26 protein-coding genes are annotated in these 22,955 nt (G+C 67.9%); 19 read left to right on the top strand and 7 right to left on the bottom strand.

Translation table 11 applies throughout. From position 1 onward, the window contains the following. The 3 genes from ACM6LR_RS06750 (at nt 1) to ACM6LR_RS06740 (ending at nt 2,662) form a co-directional block, all read left to right on the top strand. Entirely contained in the window at nt 1–771 is a 771-nt protein-coding gene (locus tag ACM6LR_RS06750) for an ESX secretion-associated protein EspG (protein ID WP_414936812.1), read from the top strand. Between the two features lie 409 nt (nt 772–1,180). Then, nucleotides 1,181–1,498 carry a hypothetical protein gene (locus tag ACM6LR_RS06745; RefSeq protein ID WP_168214442.1) on the top strand — a complete coding sequence of 106 codons (318 nt, stop codon included), beginning with the start codon at nt 1,181–1,183 and terminating at the stop codon, nt 1,496–1,498. 45 nt (nt 1,499–1,543) lie between these two features. Continuing rightward, nucleotides 1,544–2,662, top strand: coding sequence for a transglycosylase SLT domain-containing protein (locus ACM6LR_RS06740; RefSeq protein WP_414936814.1), 1,119 nt, complete (start codon nt 1,544–1,546; stop codon nt 2,660–2,662). Nucleotides 2,663–2,917: 255 nt separating this feature from the next. Here the strand turns inward: ACM6LR_RS06740 and ACM6LR_RS06735 are convergent, their stop codons facing one another. Continuing rightward, a complete protein-coding gene (locus ACM6LR_RS06735) occupies nt 2,918–4,102 on the bottom strand; it encodes an FAD-dependent monooxygenase (protein WP_414943400.1) in 1,185 nt (394 codons plus the stop codon). Nucleotides 4,103–4,262: 160 nt separating this feature from the next. Between ACM6LR_RS06735 and ACM6LR_RS06730 the strand changes: the two genes are divergently transcribed. The 3 genes from ACM6LR_RS06730 to ACM6LR_RS06720 all read left to right on the top strand — a co-directional run bounded on the left by ACM6LR_RS06730 (nt 4,263) and on the right by ACM6LR_RS06720 (nt 6,630). Further along, nucleotides 4,263–5,165, top strand: coding sequence for a TetR/AcrR family transcriptional regulator C-terminal domain-containing protein (locus ACM6LR_RS06730; RefSeq protein WP_414943399.1), 903 nt, complete (start codon nt 4,263–4,265; stop codon nt 5,163–5,165). Between the two features lie 9 nt (nt 5,166–5,174). Next, on the top strand, nt 5,175–6,362 hold the full coding sequence (locus tag ACM6LR_RS06725; RefSeq protein ID WP_414943398.1) for a pyridoxal phosphate-dependent aminotransferase: 1,188 nt from the start codon (nt 5,175–5,177) through the stop codon (nt 6,360–6,362). Nucleotides 6,363–6,447: 85 nt separating this feature from the next. Continuing rightward, nucleotides 6,448–6,630, top strand: a complete 183-nt coding sequence (locus ACM6LR_RS06720; RefSeq protein ID WP_414936818.1) for a hypothetical protein — start codon at nt 6,448–6,450, stop codon at nt 6,628–6,630. 4 nt (nt 6,631–6,634) lie between these two features. Here the strand turns inward: ACM6LR_RS06720 and ACM6LR_RS06715 are convergent, their stop codons facing one another. From ACM6LR_RS06715 to ACM6LR_RS06705, 3 genes are all read right to left on the bottom strand, one after another. Beyond that, on the bottom strand, nt 6,635–7,462 hold the full coding sequence (locus ACM6LR_RS06715) for an SAM-dependent methyltransferase (protein ID WP_414936819.1): 828 nt from the start codon (nt 7,460–7,462) through the stop codon (nt 6,635–6,637). A gap of 103 nt (nt 7,463–7,565) precedes the next feature. Beyond that, nucleotides 7,566–8,144, bottom strand: coding sequence for an HAD family hydrolase (locus tag ACM6LR_RS06710; RefSeq protein ID WP_414936820.1), 579 nt, complete (start codon nt 8,142–8,144; stop codon nt 7,566–7,568). Between the two features lie 3 nt (nt 8,145–8,147). Beyond that, nucleotides 8,148–9,164: a threonine aldolase family protein gene (locus ACM6LR_RS06705; RefSeq protein ID WP_414936821.1), complete on the bottom strand. Its 1,017-nt coding sequence runs from the start codon at nt 9,162–9,164 to the stop codon at nt 8,148–8,150. A 134-nt stretch (nt 9,165–9,298) separates the two neighbouring features. Here ACM6LR_RS06705 and ACM6LR_RS06700 point away from each other — a divergent pair, with 134 nt between their 5' ends. From ACM6LR_RS06700 to ACM6LR_RS06655, 10 genes are all read left to right on the top strand, one after another. Further along, the gene (locus ACM6LR_RS06700; protein WP_414943397.1) at nt 9,299–9,817 is read left to right on the top strand and encodes a SigE family RNA polymerase sigma factor; all 519 of its coding nucleotides are present in this window, start codon (nt 9,299–9,301) and stop codon (nt 9,815–9,817) included. Continuing rightward, on the top strand, nt 9,804–10,508 hold the full coding sequence (locus tag ACM6LR_RS06695; RefSeq protein WP_414943396.1) for a hypothetical protein: 705 nt from the start codon (nt 9,804–9,806) through the stop codon (nt 10,506–10,508). The genes ACM6LR_RS06700 and ACM6LR_RS06695 overlap by 14 nt, the downstream gene beginning before the upstream one ends. A gap of 24 nt (nt 10,509–10,532) precedes the next feature. Beyond that, complete coding sequence (locus ACM6LR_RS06690; RefSeq protein ID WP_414936824.1) at nt 10,533–11,126, top strand: TetR/AcrR family transcriptional regulator; 594 nt, start codon at nt 10,533–10,535, stop codon at nt 11,124–11,126. A gap of 127 nt (nt 11,127–11,253) precedes the next feature. Then, nucleotides 11,254–12,684, top strand: coding sequence for an adenylosuccinate lyase (gene purB / locus ACM6LR_RS06685; protein WP_414936825.1), 1,431 nt, complete (start codon nt 11,254–11,256; stop codon nt 12,682–12,684). Between the two features lie 240 nt (nt 12,685–12,924). Next, nucleotides 12,925–13,749 carry a substrate-binding periplasmic protein gene (locus tag ACM6LR_RS06680; RefSeq protein ID WP_414936826.1) on the top strand — a complete coding sequence of 275 codons (825 nt, stop codon included), beginning with the start codon at nt 12,925–12,927 and terminating at the stop codon, nt 13,747–13,749. 5 nt (nt 13,750–13,754) lie between these two features. Beyond that, nucleotides 13,755–14,528, top strand: a complete 774-nt coding sequence (locus tag ACM6LR_RS06675) for an ABC transporter substrate-binding protein (RefSeq protein WP_414936827.1) — start codon at nt 13,755–13,757, stop codon at nt 14,526–14,528. 8 nt (nt 14,529–14,536) lie between these two features. Further along, complete coding sequence (locus tag ACM6LR_RS06670; protein ID WP_414936828.1) at nt 14,537–15,319, top strand: ABC transporter substrate-binding protein; 783 nt, start codon at nt 14,537–14,539, stop codon at nt 15,317–15,319. Continuing rightward, nucleotides 15,320–16,078: an amino acid ABC transporter permease gene (locus ACM6LR_RS06665; protein ID WP_414936829.1), complete on the top strand. Its 759-nt coding sequence runs from the start codon at nt 15,320–15,322 to the stop codon at nt 16,076–16,078. Continuing rightward, complete coding sequence (locus ACM6LR_RS06660) at nt 16,075–16,815, top strand: amino acid ABC transporter ATP-binding protein (RefSeq protein WP_414936830.1); 741 nt, start codon at nt 16,075–16,077, stop codon at nt 16,813–16,815. Before ACM6LR_RS06665 ends, ACM6LR_RS06660 begins: the two co-directional genes overlap by 4 nt. 26 nt (nt 16,816–16,841) lie before the next feature. Continuing rightward, a complete protein-coding gene (locus ACM6LR_RS06655) occupies nt 16,842–17,729 on the top strand; it encodes an MOSC domain-containing protein (protein WP_414936831.1) in 888 nt (295 codons plus the stop codon). Here the strand turns inward: ACM6LR_RS06655 and ACM6LR_RS06650 are convergent. Then, entirely contained in the window at nt 17,612–18,418 is an 807-nt protein-coding gene (locus ACM6LR_RS06650; protein WP_414936832.1) for an SAM hydrolase/SAM-dependent halogenase family protein, read from the bottom strand. The two genes, ACM6LR_RS06655 and ACM6LR_RS06650, sit on opposite strands and share 118 nt — an antisense overlap. Nucleotides 18,419–18,453: 35 nt before the next feature. Between ACM6LR_RS06650 and ACM6LR_RS06645 the strand changes: the two genes are divergently transcribed. Together ACM6LR_RS06645 and ACM6LR_RS06640 are read left to right on the top strand one after the other, a co-directional pair. Further along, entirely contained in the window at nt 18,454–19,335 is an 882-nt protein-coding gene (locus ACM6LR_RS06645; RefSeq protein WP_414936833.1) for a phosphoribosylaminoimidazolesuccinocarboxamide synthase, read from the top strand. A gap of 59 nt (nt 19,336–19,394) precedes the next feature. Further along, entirely contained in the window at nt 19,395–20,138 is a 744-nt protein-coding gene (locus ACM6LR_RS06640; RefSeq protein WP_414936834.1) for a DUF2334 domain-containing protein, read from the top strand. Here the strand turns inward: ACM6LR_RS06640 and ACM6LR_RS06635 are convergent, their stop codons facing one another. Next, entirely contained in the window at nt 20,139–20,774 is a 636-nt protein-coding gene (locus ACM6LR_RS06635; protein WP_414936835.1) for an MBL fold metallo-hydrolase, read from the bottom strand. It abuts the gene before it with no gap. Nucleotides 20,775–20,807: 33 nt separating this feature from the next. Continuing rightward, nucleotides 20,808–21,752, bottom strand: coding sequence for a DUF5937 family protein (locus ACM6LR_RS06630; RefSeq protein ID WP_414943395.1), 945 nt, complete (start codon nt 21,750–21,752; stop codon nt 20,808–20,810). 60 nt (nt 21,753–21,812) lie between these two features. Here ACM6LR_RS06630 and ACM6LR_RS06625 point away from each other — a divergent pair, with 60 nt between their 5' ends. Then, nucleotides 21,813–22,955, top strand: coding sequence for an MFS transporter (locus ACM6LR_RS06625; protein WP_414943394.1), 1,143 nt, complete (start codon nt 21,813–21,815; stop codon nt 22,953–22,955).

The raw sequence follows: 22,955 nt of genomic DNA, 5'->3' as shown, positions 1-22,955 counted from the left end.
GTGTCGAACGAAAACGGCAGCCTGGTGCTGTCCGCACTCGAGTTCGAGATGCTTTGGGAAGCCGAACGGCTGCCCCGTCGCCATGTCGCGCTCGACGTGCCGAGCCCCGGAACGACCCGCACGGAGCGGGCGGCACTGATCGAAGAGGCCTGGGAATCCCTGCGCGAACGAGGCCTCGCGCGGGGGTACCAGGCCTCGGGCGAGTTGGTCGACATGCTGAACCTGTTCGCGCACCCCCGGGTCGCGATCGACGTCTGGGTGTGGACCGACCGCGAGATCAAGGGCCAGGCCGTCAGTGTCGGCAACCAGGCGCTGCTCGGCGTCATCGACTCCGGCCAGGTGTGGCTGATCCCCGCCCGCGAAAGCTCCCTCGCCGAGGCCGCCGTCTCGGTCGCGGGTGACCTCGGCCCCGGCGTCGGCCAGTCGATCAGCATCCCGCACGACCTGCTCCGCGACGCCGACGCCGCCGCCCGCGGCGACGCGAAAGCGATGGTCACCGCATTGGAGGATCTGGACGTCCCGTTGTGGCAGGCCCAGGAAGTGGCGGGAATGCTCCTCGGCCAGGAGGCCCGCGGCCAGTTCGGCGTCGAACGCGCGGGCCGCGACGGCCGCCCTCGCCGCGCGGACAGCGTGGTCGCCTTCTACGACACGGACGCGGGGCGGTACCTGTTCCAGGTCGCGCGGAACCGGGACGGGCGGGAGTGGGCGACCATCACACCGGCAGACAACCAGCTGCTGGTGACGCGGATCCGGGAAGTCTCCGACTTCTGAGGCAGGGCTTGGGAAGCCCGGACATGACGGCTTCGGCGAATGCTTCAGCCAGGGGACAGACGGATTTCAAGTCCGTCTCCCGCGCGGCGCTGAACGACACGGTCACCCCGCCGGAATCGCGAACGGAAGCCCTCATCGTGGGCGAATCCCGGATGGGCCTGCTTCAAAGCGACAAGGCGCCCGACCTGCCGGGGTTCACCCGGATTCAACGGTTTCACGAAGTCTTCCCTCCCCGGATGCAAGCTACAAAGCGTGTCCGGGAGGTCGCAGGCTTATCGGCGGGGTGGAAGTCGGCGTGGAAGCGCACACCGCCCGCTGCCGAGGTCTTACAGTATGCGCGGGAACCGTCCTGATCGCCGGAGCGTCTGATCGGGCGGACACAAGTTTTCCGTGAAGGGGATGACGAACCGTGCCTGTGTACGACCCGGATTCCATGGGGATCGCCGCCGGTCAGGTGGAGAAGCTCAAGGACGAGTTCGAGAAGTCCAAGAAGCAGGTCACCGGCGTCGATGACGAGAAGGAAAGCCCGTTCGGCACGATGGGTGGTTCGGGTGACGTGCACGGTGCCGTGGGCTCCTTCAAGGACGGCGTGCACAACGAATTCGACTCCGCGGGGAAGCTGATGGAGGCGACCGCCTTCGTGCTGCGCAAGGCCGCCGGGCTGATCCAGGAGACCGAAGCCGTGCACGTCGACAATCTCAAGCTGCACGAGCACGGCAAGCAGTGAGTACGCGTGAGACGGCCCTGGGGGGCCTGATTGCTAGGGGGCGTTGTGGGCGATATTGATTTCCCGCCAAACTGGCCGCAGGTCATTGAGAAGGCGAAGCAGGTCGCGGGCATCAAGCCGGAGGCCATTCAGAAGGCCGCGGACCAATTCCATGCTGCCGCGTCGCAGGCCGGTGACCACAGCGCCTCCCTGAAATCGTCGACCGACGCGTTGAACGGCGGCGTCTGGAAAGGGCCTGCGGCTGACGCCTTTTTCGACTACGTGAAGCAGATCACCTCTGCCGGGGATCGCGTCAAAGGACACCTGGACGAGATCAGCAAAGACCTGGGCGAGCTTCAAGTCCAGCTGAGCGATATCAAGCGCAAGATCGAAGACGCCAACAAGACGGCGCACGACACGATCCAGAAGTGCATCGACACGGAGAACCCGAAGGTCGCGGCGGCTCGCCAGCAGGCCGCTGACGCCGCGAATCCGGACAAAAAGGTGCCGCCGCCGAACCCGAGCGCCGACCAGATCATCACGGCGGCCAACGCCGCCAACCTGAAGACGGCGAGCGGAGCCGTCGAATCCATCGGTGGACTGCTGACCCAGGCGGACGGACTGATCAAAAAGTCCCAAGAGCTGATGAAGAAGGACGTGGAGGGCGGCGGTTACTCCAAGGTCCCGATGCCCGGCAAGGACGGCACCGTCCCCAAGCGCACCGGAGGTCTCCACACCGGAGGCGGTGGAGGAGGCGGCGGTGGCGGCGGTGGCGGTGGGGGCGGCGGCCTCGGGTCGAGTGGCGGTCCACCGTCGACGACGCCGCCGGGCAACGTCCAGCAGTGGATCCAGGAAGCCATCAAGATCCTGCAGGCGGCCGGTATCCCGGTGACCGAAGCCGACATCAACAAGATCTGGACGATCATCGAGAAGGAGTCCGGCGGTAACCCCAACGCCATCAACAACTGGGACTCCAACGCGGCGAAGGGCACTCCGTCCAAGGGACTGATGCAGTGCATCGACCCGACCTTCAACGCGCACAAGCTTCCCGGGCACGACGACATCTACAACCCGATCGACAACATCATCGCGGGCGTGCGGTACACGTTCTCGCGGTACGGCGGGTTCGAGGGGCACCCGGGTCTGAAGTCCATGGCCGGTGGTGGCGGGTACCAGGGTTACTAGCGCTTGCCCGTCGCTCGTGAGTGGTAAGGACGGTCAGGGCCAAGGGTGTTAGGTAACTACTGCGGTGCGCCCGGTGGCGGTCTCACGTGACTGGCGGGTCAACTCGCGGGATGGGATGGACGACACGCGTGTCCAGAGGGACGTCTCGCTGGAGAGCCCGGCCGCGTGGCGTGTCGTCCATCCCGTCACGCGTGTCGTCCGGCTGATCACATATGCCGTCCAACCAGTCACGCGAAACGACCACTCCCGAGCCGCTCAGTAATCCTTCAGTACCAACGCGTTCGACGCCTCCGTCAACGGCCGCATCGCCGCTTTCATCACCCGCGAGCGGAACGGCAGATAGGGCAGCGTCCGCATCGACTGGATCTGCTTCCACTGTGCGAACCGGGTCTGCTTCCGTTGGTTCAGCGAAGCCAGTGCCTGGTTCTGAAGCACAAAAGGCCTAATTTCCCTTTCGTAAGAGGAAAAAGCCGCGCGGTGATCTTGATGGACGGCTAGCGAACCGGCCAGCACGTATGCCCCGACGAGCGCCAAACTGGTGCCCTGTCCTGAAAGTGGCGAAGGGCCGTAGCCCGCGTCTCCGACCAGCGTGACCCGTCCTTCGCTGAACCGGTCCATCCGGATCTGGGTCATCGAATCGAAGTACAGTTCGCTCGACTCCATTTCCCGGACCAGCCGCGATACTTCCCAGCCCTGGCCGAGGAACCGGTCGGTGATGAGCTTTCGTTGCTGCTCAGGGTCATGACGGTCGAAATCGAGTTCCGGCGATTGGAAGCCGAGTATCGCCCGAGCCTCCGTGTTCTTCCGCGCGCTGTACAGGCCTGCCATTTTCCCCGGCGTCATGTGGAAGGTCTGCCAGCGGTCCAGATCGAGGAAGTTCGGCACGGTGAACACCGCCAGATAGGTGTCCAGGTGATGTGAAAACTGTTTCTCAGCCCCGAAAACCAGCGAACGCACGGCCGAGTGCTGCCCGTCCGCGCCGATCACGAGAGCGAAGTTCCGCGCCTCGCCGTGGGCGAAGGTGACCCGGACACCGTCGGCCTGCTGCGTGATCCCGCTGACCCAGTCGCCGTAGACGTACTCGACACCCTCCTGCGCGACCGACGCCAGCGTGTCCGTGAGGTCGTCTCGCAGGATCTCGATGTCGTCGCTGTCGGTGAGTCCGCCGGTCAGCGTGTGGTCGGTGACCTTCACCAGGGTCTTCCCGGCCCCGTTCACGAACGACATCCCGCGCATGTCCGTGCTCAGCTCCCGAAGACGCCCGAGTACCCCCATCCGGTCGATGACGCCGAGTGCCGTACCGCGGATGTCGACGGCGTGCCCGCCGGCGCGTGGTGCAGGCGCCCGCTCGACGACGGTCGGCGCGAAACCGTGTCGCCGCAGCCAGTAGGCCAGTGTCGTCCCGGCGATCCCCGCGCCCGAAATCAGCACCTTCTGCATGTGAACTCCCCTGTGTACGCTGTTTTGAAGCACTGCGTACAACGTATGACCGCTTCGGTGGAGCCCCAGGAAAAGCGGCAGAAAATCTGAGGCGTACTAGTGCAGCTAGCCGCAGGAAGCGAAAAACGGCAGCGAAGCGCACTAGGGCAAGGAGTCGACCATGACCGATCCGCCCTACCTGCGGATCGCCGCCGAGATCCGCCGCCGGATCGTCGCCGGTGAGCTGCGCGAAGGGGACAAGGTCCCGTCGACGCGCCGGATCATCGCCGAGTGGGGTGTCGCGATGGCGACCGCGACGAAGGTGCTCGCCACCCTCAAGCGAGAGGGCCTGGTCAGCGCCAAACCCGGCGCCGGAACGGTCGTCGCGGGCCGCACCCGGAAAGCCGCGCCGAGGACCGAGGCGGAGCTGTCACGCGAGCGAGTGGTGAAGGCGGCGATCCGGATCGCCGACGCCGAGGGCATCCGCGCGTTGTCCATGCGCCGCATCGCGTCCGGGCTCGGTGTCGCGACGATGGCGCTTTATCGCCATATCGCCGCGAAAGAAGAGCTGATCCTCGAGATGGCGGACGTCGCGCTCGGCGAGATCCGCTTCCCGCCCGAACCGCCACCCGGCTGGCGGGCGCAACTGGAGCTGATGGCCAGGGCTCAATGGGCCTTGTTCCGGCGGCACCCTTGGCTCGCGCAGGCACTCTCGATCACTCGCCCGCAACCGCTGCCGAACCTGCTGCGCCACGCGGACTGGGCCACCCGCGCCCTCGACGGCCACGGCCTCCCGTCGTCGACGATCATGTACGCGCACATCACGATCTTCAACCACGTCCGCGGTATCGCCCTCAACTTCGAGGCCGAGGCCGAGAACGAATCCGGAACCGCGGTCACGGCCGACGCCTGGCTCGCCGAGAACGAGCCGATCCTCTGGGACCTGGTCTCCGAGGGCCGTTTTCCGAACTTCGCTGCCGTCGCCTCGCGCGCACCGTTCGACTACGACCTCGACACACTCTTCGAGTTCGGCCTCCAGCGTCTCCTCGACGGCTACGCGGTTCTCCTGGCGAAGGCGGGTTAGCCTCACTCCATGTCCTTTCCTGGCCCAGCCGCACGTTCCGACGTCCCGCCGTTCCACGTCATGGACGTCCTTTCGGCCGCGCAGGCACGGCAGCGCAGTCATGGCGATCTGGTCCCGCTGGTCGCGGGGCAGCCGTCAGCTCCGGCGCCGAGGCCGGTGCTCGAAGCCGCCGAGCGGGCGCTGAAGGACCATCACCTCGGCTACACCGAGCAACTCGGCATCCTCGAACTGCGCGAGGCCGTCGCGGCGCACTACCACCGCACGTACTCCGTCGACGTGAGCGCGCGGGACGTCATCATGACGACTGGCTCCTCCGGTGGCTTCCTGCTCTCGTTCCTCAGCGCTTTCGAGGCGGGTGACCGCGTCGCGATGGCACGACCGGGTTACCCGGCCTACCGCAACCTGCTGAAAGTGCTCGGTTGCGAGGTCGTCGAGTTCGCCACCGGACCCGAGACGAACTTCCAGCCGACCGTCGCACTGCTCGACGCACTGGGGCCGATCAAGGGACTCATCGTGGCCAGCCCCAGCAATCCCACCGGCACCGTCCTGCCACCGGGTGAACTCGCCGCGATCAGCGGCTGGTGTGCGTCACGCGGCGTGCAGTTGATCAGCGACGAGATCTACCACGGGATCTCCTACGGCGCCGGACTCGACTGTGCCTGGCGGTACGGGAACGAGGCGCTCGTCCTCGGTTCGTTCTCCAAGTACTTCGCCATGACCGGCTGGCGGCTCGGCTGGATGCTCGCGCCCCCGCGGCTGCACCGCGCGATCGACGTCCTGACCGGCAACTTCACCATCTGCCCGCCCGCGGTCTCCCAGCACGCCGCGATCGCCGCGTTCACCCAGGAGTCGTACGCGGAGGCTGACGGCCACGTCGAGCGCTACCGCGCCAACCGCGACGCGCTCTTTGCCGGTCTCCAACGCATCGGCATCGACAAGCTCGCGCCGGCCGACGGTGCCTTCTATGCCTACGCCGACGTCTCCGCGTACACGAACGACAGCCTCAGCTGGTGCCAGCGCCTCCTCGCCGACACCGGTGTCGCGATCGCGCCCGGTATCGACTTCGACCCGGTCGACGGCGGCAGGTTCGTGCGGTTCTCCTTCGCGGGTTCGCGCGAAGACATCGACGAGGGGATCCGGCGGCTCGGCGGCTGGCTCACCGGTCAGGGGGAACCCGGAATTCACCCTGAACGTTAGGCAGAACGAAAGCAATTACGAGCTCAGCCTGACAACCTGAACTCACCAGGCCCGCTCGGGCACGGTGAGGCAATCGGAGGATGCCATGTTCTGGAAGATCGTCGGCGGGCTGATTGTGGCTTGGGTGGCCTTCATGGTGCTCGGGTCCGTGCTCGGCTTCCTCGTGAAGGCCGTCTTTTGGATCGCCATCATCGGCGGTGCGGTCTTCCTCGGCACGGCCGCGTATGGCGCCATCAAGGGCAAGCGCACCCCGAAGCAGCTTCGCTAAGGGGCTAAGGCTTACGCGCCACCCCGCCGAGCGACGTGTAGTTCACGGGCGAAAGCGGGGTGAAGCGCGGGCCGTCCGGCCACCACAGGTGCGGGTAGGTCAGCCCGGGTTCGAGGAGATCGAGTCCCTCGAAGAGCGACTCGATCTCCTCGCGTGTGCGGTACAGCGTGTCGAGCCTGGTGCCGCTGAAGCGCTTCTCGAGTGACGTCGCGACGTCGGCCGCTTCGGAGCCGTCGGCAGGGTTGTGCTGGTGCAGCAACGCGACGAACGAGCCCGGGGCCAGCGCGTCGACGTAGGCACGGACGATTTCCCGCGCCTCGTCGAGGTCCTGGATGTGGTGGATGATCGAGCACAGGATCAGTCCGACGGGCCGGTCGAAGTCAAGCCGGTGGGTGCTCGCGAGTTCCTCGACGACCTTGGCCGGTTCGGCCAGGTCGGCACCGGCCATATGCGCGAAGTCGTTCGCCGCGAGCAGCGCGCGGCCGTGTGCCTGTACCACCGGATCGTGGTCGACGTAGACGACCCGCGCCTCGGGGTTGTACCGCTGCGCGATCTGGTGCGTGTTGTCCACGGTCGGGAAGCCGGAGCCGAGGTCGAGGAACTGATCGATGTCCGCCCGATCGGTCAGATAGCGCACGGTCCGGATCAGCCAGTGCCGGACCTCCTTGGCCATGACCTGCGCTTCCGGCGCGAGTTCCAGGATTTGGCGCAGCACCACCCTGTCGGCCTCGTAGTTGTCCTGGCCGCCCATGAGCGCGTCGAAGACCCGCGCGATACTCGGCCGGTCGAAATCGACGGGCACGAACGGACGCCGGTCGGCTTGACCTGGCATGGGCACCTACCGTGGACAATTCGGTTCGGGACGAAGCCAGCTTAGGACATCCGATTCACCGCGGGTGAGCGGATGAGCGGTCAGGGTGACCATCTCCGCCCGGTCAGCCGAGTGCCGCTTCCACGGTTTCCACGCCGAGCCAGCGCTCCGCCTTCATTCCCACCGCCCGCGCACCGTCTACATTGGACTGACGGTCGTCGAAGAACAGGCAGTCCGCCGGTTCGGCGCCGAGTTCGTCGAGCAGGATCCGGTAGATCTTCGCGTCGGGTTTCATGCAGCCGAGATCGCCGGAAAAGAGCTTTACGCGGAACAGGCGCGCCCATTCCTGCTCGCGGACCCAGCGCCCGAAGGTCGACGACGCGTTGGAGAGCAGCGCGAGCGCGGCGCCCGCCTCGTGCAGCCCCTCCAGCAGCTCGATCACCGCCGGTTCCAGGTGCGTCCAGCCGGTGACGTCGATGCGGGTCAGTTCGTCGGCGAAGGCTTTGTCGACGGGAACGTTCAGCGCGCGGCCGACGCTCTGCCAGTACTCGAGATCCGAGCCACCCGAGTCGTACCGGACCCGTTCGGCCCAGTAGTGCGGTTCGAAGTCGGTGAGTTCGAGGTCGAAGGCCTTGGCCAGGGTCGGCAGCGCGTCGGTGTGCTCGCTGATGACGTCGCCGTAGTCGAAGACGATCCAGTTCATGTGTCAGCCCCCGGTCTTGACGCGGTGAAGGGTTTCTTCGATGTCGGCCGCCGACAGGTCGCGGTGCACCACGAACCGGATCCGGCCCGAGCTGGGCAGCGTCCGGATCCCGTGCCCCGCCAGCCACGCCGACCGGCCTACCAGGTCGGGTGCGGTGACCTGCACGATGTTGGTCTCGGGTGTGTTGACCTCCCAGCCGTGCTCGGCGAACCCGGCCGCGAGCCGTGTCGCGTTCTCGTGGGTCTCGGCCAGATCGCCGATGCGGTCCAGCGCGACCAGGCAGGCCGCGGCCAGCACGCCGGCCTGGCGGACGCCGCCGCCGAGCATCTGGCGCATCCGCCGCGCCTCTTCGACGAACTCCGGGCTGCCTGCCACAACCGAGCCGACGGGCGCGCCGAGGCCCTTGGAGAAGCAAGCCGAAACGGTGTCGACGCCGACGGTGAGGGCCGCGGGCGGGATTCCCAGCGCGACCGCCGCGTGCCAGATCCGGGCACCGTCGAGGTGCACGGTCAGCCCCGCCTCTTTCGCCACCGCGACCAGCTGGGCGTGTTCGTCGGGCGGAGTGATCGCCCCGCCCGCCGTGTTGTGCGTGTTCTCCAGGCACAGCAGCGGGGTGCGCATCGCGTAGTACGGCCCGCGCGGGAGGCCGATCGCGGCCGAAAGCGTTTCCGGCGTCGGCCGCCCTGGTCCGGCGTCGTGCTCCAGCGGATCCGGCATGCCGCCGGCGAGCCAGGCGGCGGAGCCGAGTTCGTCGGTGATCACGTGCGAGCCGCGCGGAGCGAGGAACCGGTCGCCGCGCCGGAGATGGCTGCTCAGCGCGATCAGGTTCGCCATGGTCCCGGTCGGCGTCCAGAGCGCGGCGGGCATGCCCAGGAGTTTCGCGGCGCGCTGTTCCAGGGCGCCGACGGTGGGATCGCCGTCGAGGACGTTGTCGCCGACCTCGGCTTTCGCCATGGCCTGGCGCATGACGTCGTCCGGCCGGGTCACGGTGTCGGAGCGGAAATCGATCGTCGAGGTCACGGTACGATCACATCACATCGTCCGGCCCGCCACGAACCTCCTCCCGGCTGGTCCGCCACGCCCGCTCATGCAACCGTGGACGCCCCCGGTTCCGTCCTACCCACCGACGAGGCAAGAGCGGAGACAACAACCGCGTGAACCAGCGCGACGAACAAGAGTTCGCGGAGTACTTCGCCGCGAAGCGGGACTCCGTGCGCAGGACCGCGTACATGCTCTGCGGTGACTGGCATCGCGCGGACGACCTCGCGCAGACGGCGTTCGTCGCGCTGCACCGGAGGTGGAAGAAGATCAGGGAACGGGCGGCGACCGACGCCTATCTGCGGAAGACGCTGGTCAGGGCGGCCATCGACGAGTCGAGGCGGCCGTGGCGGCGGGAGTGGCAGACCGAAGAGCTGCCCGAACCGCCGCAGGACGGCTTCGACCTCGGCGAACAGGTCGTCACCAGGGAAGACCTGCTGGCCGCGTTGCGCGAAGTGCCCCCGAAACAGCGGGCCGTGCTGGTGCTCCGGTTCTTCGAAGGGCTGGACGTCGGTGCGGCGGCGAAGGCACTCGGCTGCAGCGAAGGGAACGTGAAGAGCCAGACTGCGCGCGGACTGGCGAACCTCAGGCAGGTCATGGAGAAGGAGGAGGTGGCACGGGATGGACGAGAATGACCTTAAGGCGTTGTTCCGTGACGCCCCCGGTGATGCGCCGTCGTCGAGCTTCGACACCGGCGACGTCGTCCGCGCCTCTCGACGCGCCACCGCGCGACGCCGCAACGGTATCGCCGTGGCCTGTAGCGCGCTGGTTTTGGTCCTGGCCGGAGCGGGCATGTTCGGCGTGCTCGGCGGAAGCGAACCCCAGCTGGGCAGTGCTGCCAAATCCGACAGCGAGGCCGCTTCCCCGGGGCAACCCGGGGCGGCCTCCGCACGTCCCCTAGACAGCGGGGAGTCCTCGAACTTCTCGAACCCGCCGCCTCAGCAGGGGGGCGGCGGTCCAGAGAAGACCGGCCAGATGACGGCCGAAGGCACCTACGGGTGCGACCAGGTGGATCGGGAGCTCGCCACCGCCCTCGCTGGCGAGCTCCCGGTCCCCGTGGATGTCGCCAAGTCGACGCCCGGCGACATCTGTACGACGGGAGCCAGGTCCGCGGGGTTCCAGGTGCCGGGCGGCACGGTTTCCGCCGCGGTCTTCCCGGAGGGCGCGTCCGTTCCGGCGACCCCCACCGGCGCGTCCAGTGCGCGGCGGACCACGGCCAAGGGATCGCTGGTGGTCGTGGTGAGCCTCGGCGACGGTTCGGGCAGGCCCGCCTTCCCCAAGTCCGACGTCGACAGGTTCGTCGCCGTCCTCGCGGCCCGGTACTGACCGCGCCTGGCAAAATAGCCCGTCATGACTGTCGCAGCGACAACGCCGAAGGGTGAGCGAAGGCGCGCCGAGCTCATCGATGCCGCCGCGTCGCTGCTGGCCGAAGGCGGGTTCGACGCCGTGCGTCATCGTGCGGTCGCCGAACGCGCGGGATTGCCGCTGGCCTCGACGACGTACTACTTCGACTCGCTCGAAGAGCTCGTCACCGCCGCCGTGGAACACCACTCGAATCAGGAACTCGAAATCGGACGGCGGCGGCTCGACGAGCTGGCGACCCGCAACCGCGGTGTCGAGGCCACCGTCGACCTGGTGCTGGACATGCTCCTCGGCCCGCTTCGCCCCGATCGCGAGGCTGACGCCGAAGCGGTTCTCCTTCGCTACGAACGTCTCGTCGGGACAGGTCGCCGTCCGTACCTTCGGCCCCTGATGCGGACGTTGTCCGCGCAGCTGTACGAACTGCTCCACGAGATCTTCGCGCGCTCCGGCACCCCGGTGGACGCCACCGAACTGGAGCGGCTGGTCGCCCTGGTCGACGGCGCCGTGGTCAACGCGCTGATCGAGGTCGACCCGGAGCCACGGGCCGCCGCCGCACGCATGCTCCAGGCCGCCCTCGCCTGACATCCCCCGCAATTCGTCCTCTAGTTGCGGTAGTTGGCGACACGAACTACCGCAACTAGAGGACGAATTGCGGGGAGGGCGTTCAGCCGCGAGCAGCGGGCCGATCCCGGCCGGTTAGTCTGGCCGCGTGACGGACAAGCCCCGCATCCCCAACGTGCTCGCCGGCCGCTACGCCTCGCCTGAGCTGGTCGAACTGTGGTCCCCGGAACGCAAGGTCGTGCTGGAGCGAGAGCTCTGGCTCGCCGTGCTCCGGGCACAGGCCGACTTGGGCGTCGAGGTGCCGGACGGAGTCGTTGCGGACTACGAGCGCGTGCTGGAGCAGGTCGACCTCGACTCGATCGCCGCGCGCGAGCGGGTCACCCGCCACGACGTGAAGGCCCGGATCGAGGAGTTCAACGCGCTCGCCGGGCACGAGCACGTGCACAAGGGCATGACGTCACGCGACCTCACCGAGAACGTCGAGCAGCTGCAGGTGCGGCGCTCGCTGGAACTGGTCCGGGGCCGGGTCGGCGCGGTGCTCGCCCGGCTCGCCTCGATCGCGGTCGAACACTCCGACACGGTGATGGCTGGCCGCTCGCACAACGTCGCCGCGCAGGCGACGACGCTGGGCAAGCGGTTCGCCACCGCCGCCGACGAACTGCTCGTCGCGTTCGAGCGGCTCGACGAGCTGATCGGCCGTTACCCGCTGCGTGGCATCAAGGGCCCGGTCGGCACCGCACAGGACATGCTCGACCTGCTCGGCGACGAGTCCACTTTGGACGAACTGGAGTCACGGGTCGCGACCCACCTCGGCTTCGAGCGGGTCTTCACCAGCGTCGGCCAGGTGTACCCGCGGTCGCTCGACTTCGACGTGCTGTCCGCGGTGGTCCAGCTGGCCGCGGCGCCGTCGAGCCTCGCGAAGACGATCCGCCTGATGGCAGGCCACGAGCTGGTCACCGAGGGCTTCAAGCCCGGCCAGGTCGGCTCGTCGGCCATGCCGCACAAGATGAACACGCGTTCGTGCGAGCGGGTCAACGGGCTCGCCGTGGTGCTGCGCGGTTACCTGTCGATGATCGGCGAGCTTTCCGGCGACCAGTGGAACGAAGGCGACGTCTCCGACTCGGTCGTCCGCCGCGTCGCGCTGCCCGACGCGTTCTTCGCGCTGGACGGGCTGCTGGAGACCTTCCTCACGGTGTTGGCCGAGTTCGGCGCCTTCCCGGCGGTCATCGGACGTGAGCTCGATCGCTATCTGCCGTTCCTCGCGACCACCAAGGTGCTCATGGCCTCGGTCAGGGCGGGGGTCGGGCGCGAAACCGCTCACGAGGCGATCAAGGAGAACGCCGTCGGCGTCGCGCTCGCGATGCGGGAGCAGGGGCTCGCGGAGAACGACCTCCTCGACCGTCTCGCCGCCGACGAGCGCATCCCGCTCGACCGCGGTGAGCTGGACAAACTCCTCGCCGACCGGATCTCGTTCACCGGTGTCGCACCGCGTCAGGTGGCCGCGATCGTGTCGCGTGTCGAGGCGATTCTCGAGCGTTTCCCGGAGGCCGCCGTCTACTCACCGGCCCCGATTCTCTGAAGGACGCTTTACCCGCATGCGATGTGAGGAAAGCGTCCTTGGCCGCGTGAGATGAGGGCAAAGTCCCCTTCAGCCGCGTGTGAGCAGCCCCACCGCAGAGCGTTCACAGAGTGAGACGAAGTTACTCGATCGGGCGAAATGCCTAATCTCGATCGCTGAACCCGGAGCGCCAGGCCGCCCATGAGGCGGCCTGGCGTGTTTGTATCGCGCCTTGGCGCCAAAGAACCCACGGAAGAAGCGATGAGATCCACCTGGGAGAAAATCGTCGCCGTCGTCACGGCGGGAGCGGCCACCCTCGCCCTCGCGGCCTGCGGCTCCGGTGACACCGCGAGCGGCCAGAAGCTGCGTGTCGGCACCCTGACCGACGCGCCGCCGTCCATCTACCTGGAGAACGGCACCTTCACCGGCTACGACAACGAATTGCTCCGCGACATCGCGAAGCGTGAGGGCTTCGAGGTCGAGTTCGTCGGCACCGAGTTCGCCGGCCTGCTCGCCGCCGTCGCCACCAGCAAGTTCGACATCGGCAGCTCCACGATCTCCACCACCGAGGCCCGCAAGAAGACCGTCGCGTTCAGCAACGGCTACTCCACCGGGTTCACCACGATCGTCACCAAGAAGGGCGCGAACCTCAAGGACGTCGCCTCCTTCGGCGGCAAGCGGCTCGGCGTCGTGCAGGCGTCGGTGCAGGACGATTTCGCCACCGGCAAGGTCCCCGGCGCCAACGTCGTCCGCTTCCCCGACTACAACGCCGGGTTCGCGCAGCTGAAGGCCGGCGGTCTCGACGGCTGGGTCGTGCCGAAGGACATCGGGCACAAGTACCTCGACCAGAACCCGGACGTGCCGCTGGAGTTCGGCTACACCGTCGAGACCAAGGACACGCCGTCCGCGTTCGCCGTCCGCAAGGACAACAAGGACCTGCTGAAGAAGCTCAACGACGGTCTCGCGAAGGCCGTGGCGGACGGCACCGTCGCCCGCCTGCACGATCGGTTCTTCAAGAACGAGCCGCTGCCGAAGGAACTCGAGCAGGGCGGCCCCGGCCTGCCCGTCCAGAACCCGGGGGTCTGAACACCATGAAGAAAAGCCTGATCGCGACATTCGCGGCCGGTCTCGTGGCCGTGCTCGCCGCCTGCGGTGGCGGGGACGCCGCCGCCGACAAGACCTTCCGCGTCGGCACCCTGAGCGACGCGCCGCCGAACATCTACGTCGAGAACGGCAACTACACCGGCTTCGACAACGAACTGCTGAAGGCCATCGCCGCCAAGCAGAACCTGAAGCTCGAGTTCGCCTCGACCGACTTCTCGTCGCTGCTGGGCCAGGTCGCGAACAACCAGTTCGACATCGGTTCGTCGGCCATCGCGCAGACCGACGAGCGCAAGAAGAACGTCGACTTCTCCAGCCCGTACAACTTCGAAGTGATGAGCATCCAGACCAAGGACGGCTCGCCGATCACCGAGGAGAAGGCGTTGTCCGGCAAGCGGGTCGCGGTCATCCAGGCGACCGTCGGCGACAAGTGGCTTTCCGCGACCGTGCCCGACGCGCAAGCCGTGCGTTTCCCGGGTTACGCCCCGGCGCTGGCCGCGCTCAAGAGCGGCGCCGTCGACGCCTACGTCCTCGACCAGGCGATCGCCGAGACGAACGTCAAGGACAGCACCGACCAGAAACTCAAGGTCGTGAAGTCCTTCACCACCGACGTGCCCCACGGCTTCGCGGTGAAGAAGGGCAACGCCGAGCTGCTCACCAAGATCGACGACGGCCTGAAGCAGGTCATCGCCGACGGCACCTGGGTCAAGCTGCACGAGAAGTTCCTGCCGACGGCACCCGTGCCTGCCCAGTTCAAGGCGTGAGGATCACGATGAAGAAGTCATTCGCCGCTGTCGTCGGTGCCGCTCTCCTGGCGGTGCTGGCGGCGTGCGGCGGCGGTGAGGAAGCCGGAGCGCGCACCTTGCGCGTCGGTACCCTCAGTGACTCGAAACCCAACGCCTATCAGGAAAACGGCGTGTTCACCGGGTTCGACAACGAGTTGCTGAAGGCCATCGCCGCGAACCAGAACCTGAAACTCGAGTTCGTCTCCACGGAGTTCTCGGCGCTGCTGGGCCAGGTCGCCACCGGCAAGTTCGACATCGGCAGCTCGGGGATCTCCCAGACCGACGAACGCCGCAAGACCGTCGACTTCTCGGCGCCGTACAACTACCAGTCGCTCGGCATCGAGACCCGCGAAGGCGTCGGCATCACCGACGAGAACTCTTTGGCGGGCAAGCGGATCGGCGTGGTCCAGGGGACCGTGTCGGACAGCTGGCTGGCCTCGAACGCGCCCACCGCGCAGGCCGTGAAGTTCCCGCAGGACGCCGCCACGCTGGCCGCGCTGAAGTCCGGCGCCGTCGACGGCGCGATCTTCGACCAGGCGACCGCCGAGGACTACGCGGCGAAGAATCCGGACGCGAAGCTCAAGGTGGTCAAGACGATCACCACGACCATCCCGCACGGGTTCGCGGTGAAGAAGGGCGACACCGAACTCGTTGGCAAGATCAACGCGGGTCTCAAGGCGGTCATCGCCGACGGGACCTGGGAAAAGGTGCACCAGCGGTTCGAACCGAACGCGCCGGTGCCCGCCGACTTCAAGGCCGGGCAGCGATAAGTGAACGACTTCTTCACCACCTTCCTGAACTGGGACTACATCTGGGAAGTCTTCCCGGACCTGCTCAAGACCGGGCTGCTGAACACACTGATCATGTCGGTGTTCTCGGCGCTGATCGGCACCGTGCTCGGCATGCTGCTGGCGACGATGGGCTTGTCCAGCAAGGCATGGCTGCGCTGGCCCGCCCGCGTGTACACCGACATCTTCCGCGGTCTGCCCGCGATCCTGACCATCCTGGTGATCGGGCAGGGCGGCGGGATCCTCATCCCGTCGCTGGCAAGGAACACCTACCCGCTGGGCATTCTGGCGCTCAGCCTGATCGCGGCCGCGTACATCGGCGAGATCTTCCGCGCCGGTATCCAGAGTGTCGAAAAAGGACAGCTGGAGGCCAGTCGCGCGCTGGGCATGAGCTACCCCAAGGCGATGGCGCTCGTCGTCATCCCGCAGGGCGTGCGGCGGGTACTGCCCGCGCTGGTGAACCAGTTCATCGCGCTGATCAAGGACTCCAGCCTGGTGTACTTCCTCGGTTTCCTCGCCGAGCAGCGCGACCTGTTCCGGATCGGGCAGGATCTCGCCGCCAACACCGGGAACCTGTCACCGCTGGTGGCGGCCGGGTTCCTTTACCTCGTGATCACCGTTCCGCTGACCCATTTGGTCAACTACATCGACAAGAAGCTGCGCACCGGCAGAAAGGTCCGCGCTGATGAGGACGGTGGCGACCTCGAACTCCTGAACGCCGGAAAGGTGCCGATGTCATGACCACAGCCGTGCGTTCGTCGAGCGTCGAACTCCGCGACATCCACGTCTCCTTCGGCACCCTCGAGGTGCTGAAGGGAGTGAACCTCAAAGTCGAGAAGGGCCGCACGACCTGCATCATCGGGCCGTCCGGCTCCGGCAAGTCGACGCTGCTCCGCTGCGTGAACCGCCTGCAGGAGCCCGACTCGGGTGATCTGCTGCTGGGTGGCGAGAGCGTCATCTCCTCCGACCCGGACGCGCTGCGCCAGCGGGTCGGGATGGTGTTCCAGCATTTCAACCTGTTCGGTCACCGCAGTGTGCTGGACAACATCACGCTGCCGCTGCGCAGCGTGCGCAAGCTCGGCAAGGCGGAAGCGGCCGAGATCGCGCACGCCCGCCTCGCCGAGGTCGGCCTCGCCGTCAAGGCCCCGTACCGGCCGAGCGCACTCTCGGGCGGGCAGCAGCAGCGGGTGGCGATCGCGCGGGCGCTCGCGATGGAACCCGAGGTCATGTTGTTCGACGAGGCCACCAGCGCCCTCGACCCTGAGCTGGTCAAGGGCGTCCTCAACCTGATGGCCGGCCTCGCGGAGCGCGGACTGACACTGCTCGTGGTCACCCACGAGATGGGTTTCGCGCGTGGCGTCGCGGACGAGGTCGCGTTCATGGACGACGGGAAGATCGTCGAACATGACGCTCCAGAGGCGATCTTCGACGCTCCGCAGAGCGAGCGGTTGCAGCGCTTCCTGTCCCAGGTGCTCTGACGCGGGCGACTCGCTAATCTGCGGCCATGGCGAGAGTGGCGAAGCTGGTCTATTACCCGGTCAAAGGTTGCGCGGGGACGTCGGTCGAAACGGCCGACGTCACCCCCGCGGGCCTGAAGTTCGACCGTTCCTGGATGGTCGTGTCGCCGGAGGGTGAGTTCCGCAGCCAGCGGAAGCATCCGGTGATGGCTTCGATCCGGGCCGAGGTGCTGGACGGGGGCGCCTGCCTGCGGCTGGCCGCTCCCGGCGTCGAGGACCTGCTGGTCGAGACGGTCTCGGACGGGCCGCGGCGGCCGGCGTCGACGTTCACCTGGCAGGGCAGGGGCGTCCACCAGGGTGACGAGGCCGCCGAGTGGTTTTCCGACGTCCTCGGCCTGCCGTCGGTGTTCGTCGGGCTCGCGCCGGAGCACGAGCGCGTCACCGACGGCGAGATCCCCGGCACCGCCGCGTTCGCCGACGCGCACGCGATCCTGCTCACTTCCGAGTCCTCTTTGGACGTTCTGAACGAGCGGATCGCGTCCAGGGGCGCCGAGGCCGTGCCGATGGACCGCTTCCGGCCCAATATCGTCGTCTCGGGCTGGCTCCAGGCGCACCGGGAGGACGACGTCCGTTCGCTCACCGTCGGCGGCCTGGAGCTGGGTTACGCCAAGGTCTGCATCCGCTGCACGGTGCCGATGGTCGATCAGGAGACCGGCAAGAAGGCCGGTCCGGAGCCGATCCGGTCGCTCGCGGACTACCGCCGCGAGCCCGAGGGCGGGGTCTCGTTCGGGATCAAGATGGCGGTGACCGGGCCGGGTCAGCCGGCCGTCGGCGACGAGGTGATCGTGCACTCCTGGGCGGGTCCGAGCCGCAGCACCGACGCGGCCGAGCCGCCGTTCACCGCGACCGCGAGCCGTCCCGACGAATCGGTGTAGAGCACGTTCTCTCCCGGCGGCACCGTGCCGAAGGTGTCGCCGACCCGAGCCTTCACCAACACGTGCTCGCTGCTGACCGAGACCGTGCCGGACAGCCCGGCTAGTTCGAGGTCCGCCGGGCTCGCGGACAGCTGCACGTTGCCGAAGTGGTCGACCGTGAGCACTTCGGCCACGAGCTTGCCGGGGAACACCGCGACGAACGGATCCGGCAGCCGCACGAGGTCGTCGGCGGGCGCTCCGAGCCGTTCAGGCGGGACTCCGAGCGCGAGATGCGCCGCCGCCGGAGCGAAGACGTCGCGTCCGTGGAACGTCGACGACGTCACCGGAAGGCGGTATTCCGGGGCCGTGAGTTCGTACGCGGCTATCACCCCGCTGAGTGTTTCGGCGGCGGGAATGAGGAGTCCGTTGTCCGGGCCGACGAGGATTCCGCGTTCGGTGACCACCACGACCCCGCGCCGCGACGTGCCGACGCCCGGGTCGACGACGGCGAGATGGACGGCCTCCGGCAGATACGGCACGGTCTGCGCCAGCACCTCGGCGCCGGTCCTGACCTGCTGTGGAGGGATCTGGTGGCTCACGTCGATCAGCCGGACGGACGGCGCGATCCGCGCGATCACACCATGGCAAGCGGCCACGAAACCGTCGCACAGTCCGTAGTCGGTCGTGAACGAGACGCAGTGGATCGGCATGATCAGCCATCATCCTTGATCGCTAGGGTGCAGCCGTGACGACGCTCGAATACCCGAAGATCGCCGCCGGCAAGGTCCGTGAGCTTTACGCCGTCGATGACGAGCATCTGCTGCTCGTCACTTCGGACCGGATCTCCGCCTACGACGTCATCTTCACCACGCCCATCCCCGACAAGGGGCGGGTGCTCACCGCGATGAGCGTGTTCTGGTTCTCCCGACTCTCCGATGTCCTCCCGAACCATTTGGTCTCCTACGACGACGAACGCATCCCCGCCGAGGTCCGCGGCCGGGCGCTGCTGGTGCGGCGGCTGTCGATGCTGCCGCTCGAAGCCGTCGCCCGCGGCTATCTCACCGGGACCGGCCTCGCCGATTATCGCGCGCGTGGCACGGTCTGCGGCGTCGAACTTCCCCCCGGCCTGACCGAGTCCTCCAGGCTCCCCGAACCCATCTTCACTCCAGCCACCAAGGCCGATCGCGGTTCGCACGACGAGAACATCGACTTCTCCGACGTCGTCGGGCAGCTCGGTCGCAAGCGGGCCGAGGAAGTCCGAGAGGCGACGCTGGCGGTGTATCGCCGAGGTGCGGAACTCGCCGCGGAACGCGGCCTCCTGCTCGCGGACACCAAGCTCGAATTCGGCGTCGACTCCGGCGGGAACCTCGTCCTCGCCGACGAGGTCCTCACCCCGGATTCGTCCCGCTACTGGCCGGCGAGCGGTTACCCGGCCGGCAGCCCGCGGCCGTCGTTCGACAAGCAGCCGCTGCGGGACTGGCTCACCAGCCCGTTGTCCGGCTGGCACCGGCTCGAGAGACCGGAGCCACCGCCGCTGCCCGATGAGATCGTCGCCGCCACCAGGGCGAGGTACATCGACGCGTACGAACGCATCACCGGCTGCTCGCTGGAGGATTGGCCCGCCTGACCAGCGGCGTTCACTCCGTCGTCAGTCCGTCGCAAGGCCGGTCTGGCCCACTGGTCATCGTGGACGCACGTTTGCTGGTTTCCCTGTCCGGCGTGACCACCCGGACGTTGCACCGCTGTGCCGACCTCGCGGCCGAACTCGACCGGCGCGAGGTCCCGTTGTCCGTGCTCTACGCCGCCCGCACCGGCGAGGGCCCGGTGACCGAGTGGGTACGGGCGCGCCGCATTCGCGGCGACTCCGTCCTCCTCCATGGTTACGACCATCGGATCACCCCCACTCACCGCGCCGTCTACCTGGGCAAACGCGCCGAATTCGCCGCTCTTCCCGCGCACGAGGCGCGGCTGCGGCTGATCGCGGCGAAGGCGGCGCTCGACGCCAACGGCATGGCCGTCGACGGGTTCGCGCCGCCGCGCTGGATCGCGTCGGAGGGCACCGTGCAGGCCCTGCGCGAGCACGGGTTCGCGCTGTGCGCGGACCTGGTCTCGGTGCGGGACCTGGTGACCGGCCAGGTCCGGCGCTCGCGGGTCCAGGAGTTCAGCGGGCCTTCGCAGCGGACGGAGACCGTCCGGTGCTTCGCGCTGGTGCTGGCCGCCGCCAGGGCCGCACGCCGTGGCGGGCTCGTGCGGCTCGGCATCGACGCCGCGGACCTCGCCAGGCCTGGGTTGCGGCAGGCGTTCCTCGACGCCGTCGACGTCTCGCTGGAGAACCGCGCCTTCGGGACCACCTACGGCTCGCTGCGGGCAGCGGCTATACCCGGACCCCGCCCCACCTCCGCCCTCAACGGACAGGCTTCGCCTGGTTGATCAAAATTCAACGGGCTCCCCGACGTCGAGGACCTTGACCTCGGTGCCTTCCGGGGCGAGGTTCGCGAACAGGCCGTAGTGCATCTGCGGCCGCGCGAGGACGGCTTCGTGGATCGGGACGGCGAGGCGCGGCGACACCGCTCGCAGGTAGTCGACGGCTTCGCCCGCCTTGAGCCACGGGGCGCCGGTGGGCAGGCCGAGGACGTCGATCTGCTGCTCCGGCACGAAGAACGAGTCGCCAGGGTGGTAGAACGCGCCGTGGTCGACGACGTAGCCGACGTTGGGGATCGCGGGGATGTCCTCGTGGATCACCGCGTGCTCGCCGCCGACGACGTTGACGCCGCTGGAGCCGATACCGAAGGCGTCGCCGGGGTTCGCGATCTGGAACTCGGCGCCGATCTTCCGCACGGCCTCGGCGGAACCCGGGTCGACGATCAGTTGGGCGCCGGGGTTCGCCTCCAGCAGCGCGGGCAGCCTGTCCGCGTCGAGGTGGTCGAAATGCTGATGGGTGATCAGGATGGCGTGCAGCTCCCGCTCACCTTCGAAACCCACCGAGAAGGCGCCGGGGTCGATCAGGATTCGCGCGCCCTCCGTCTCCAGAAGGGTGCAAGCGTGTCCAAAATGGACAATACGCATCAGGGTTCTCCTTCGCGGTAGGTCATTTCCAGCCTATGCCCGGAGCAGGGAGTCGCCAAGTTCGGTGCGCAGATAGCGCACTTCGCGGCCGCGCCGCCGCGTTTCGAGCAGGCCCGCCGCGCGCATCGCGGTCACATGCGCGGAGATCGTCGGCGCCGAGAAGCCCAGCCTGCGCGCCAGCTCGGTGGTGCTCGCGGGTTCGTTGAGTGTCGTGAGCAGGGTGGCCTTGGTGCGTCCGAGCACCCCGGCGAGCGCGCCGGACGGGCGTTCGGGGTCGGACCAGAGTTCGGCGACACCGCGGGCCGGGTAGAGCAGCGACGGCTGCCACGGTTCCATCGTGATCACCCCGACCGAGGGCCACGCGAAGACGCCGGGAATCAGCAGCAGGCCGCGACGGTCGAGGTGGACCCGGCTGCGTTCCTTCATCTCGATGACCAGGACGTCGTCGACGAGCCGCACCCGCGGGTGGATGTCCTCCAGTACCAGTGCGATGCCGCCGGCGGCCAGGCGTCGTGAGCGCTCTTCGATATCGGCGACGAGGAAGCGGCGCATACGCGGCCAGTGCGGCTCGACCAGTTCGGTCCAGGCGATCTCCATCTGGTCGGCCAGTAGTTCCCTCGCCTCGGCGGGGTCTTCGGGCAGTCCACTCAGGTCGGCGTCCACTTTGGACAGTTCATGGGCGACTTGGCCCGGTGGGGTCCGGCGGATCTCGGCGAACTGGGCGGACGCGGTGGTCTCCGGTCCACTCGGCGGAGGACTGAGGAAGTCGGTGATGTAGTGCCGCGCGCCCATCACCTCGGCGAAGTCTGCGATGGGCAGATCCGGCACCTTCGCGGCGGCCTCGCGCAGCCACGGCAGATGACTCGGGTGCCCCCGGCGGCCGAGGAGGGTCTGCATCGCGCCCATGGTCTCGTCGAGCGGGGAGATGCCGAAGCGGACGCGGTTGGCGCTCCCGGCGGTCAGGACCAGCTCGATCATCTGATTAGGCTATACGCTAATCAGTGTTCCTGCCCCGATGCGTTCGGCAGGCTTTCCGACATGACCTTGCTTCGCAATTCCGGGTATTGGCGCTGGTCGGCGGGGGTACAGCTGAACCGGCTGCCCGCGATGATGGCGCCGCTGGCCTTCACCGTGCTGACCACCGCGACGACCGGTTCGTACCGGCTCGGTGGCGTCATGATGGCCGTGTTCGTCGGCGCCGAGATGGTCGGCGCCGTGCCGATCGGACGGCTGCTCGACCGCGTCGGACCCGCGCGAGGACTCGTCGTGATGCTCCCGCTGGTCGCTCTTGGCCTGTTCGTGCTGGCCGCCGTCGCTTCCACCGGTGCTCCGGACCTGGTGCTGCTCGCGCTGGCGATCCCGCCCGGCCTGGCCGCGGGCGGGCTGAACGGCGGCTTCCGGACGCTGCTCGCCGGAACGGTGACCGAAGAGGAACTGCCACGGGCCGTCTCCGTCGACGCGATGATCCTCGAAGGCGTCATCGTCGGCGGACCGCTGCTCGTGGCGCTCCTGGCGACGTCCGGCCCGGCCGTCCCGGTGCTCGCGATGGCCGTCGTCGCCCTGCTCGCGGCCCTGCTGGTGCCGAGGCGTGCCGTCGTTTTCGGTCCACAAAGGACTGCTGAGCATCAGCCGATCCCGGTCGCCGCCTGTGTTCCCTGGCTGATGGGGTTGTTCACCGTCGGCTTGCTGCTGTCGACCATCGAGGTCGGCTTGTTGCCGCTCGTCCAGCGCCTCGGCGCCCCCGATTCGACGACGGCGATCGTCATCGTCGTGCTGTGTGCCGCCAGCCTCACCGGGAGCGCGCTGTACGCGGCACGCGGGAAGGTCGGCGATCCCCGGCTGTTCCTGGCCGGATTCGTGCTCGGCGGGATCGTGGTGTCGATGGGCATCGGCTGGGCCGGGCTGCTCGGTGGGGTCGCGCTGATCGGGCTCTGCACCGGCCCGCTGATGGCCGTCTCGTCGGTCAACCTGCAGAAACTACTGCCCGAACGCCGTCGCGCGGAGGGGTTCTCACTGGCTTTCACCGTGCAGTCTTCGGGGTTCGGGCTGGGCTCGCTGGCGATCGGGGTGCTGCCGGTGTGGCTGTGCCCGCTTTTCGGTGTCCTCGCCGCTCTTGTCTCCTGTGCAATGCTGGTACGACGCCCCAGGCGAGCTATTGGCACGCCGTCAGTGACGTCGTAG

It is taken from the genome of Amycolatopsis sp. cmx-11-32 (genome assembly GCF_047608695.1).
GTDB lineage: Bacteria > Actinomycetota > Actinomycetes > Mycobacteriales > Pseudonocardiaceae > Amycolatopsis.
Note: the sequence above shows the minus strand (reverse complement) of the source record. Positions and strands in the feature narration are given on the sequence as shown.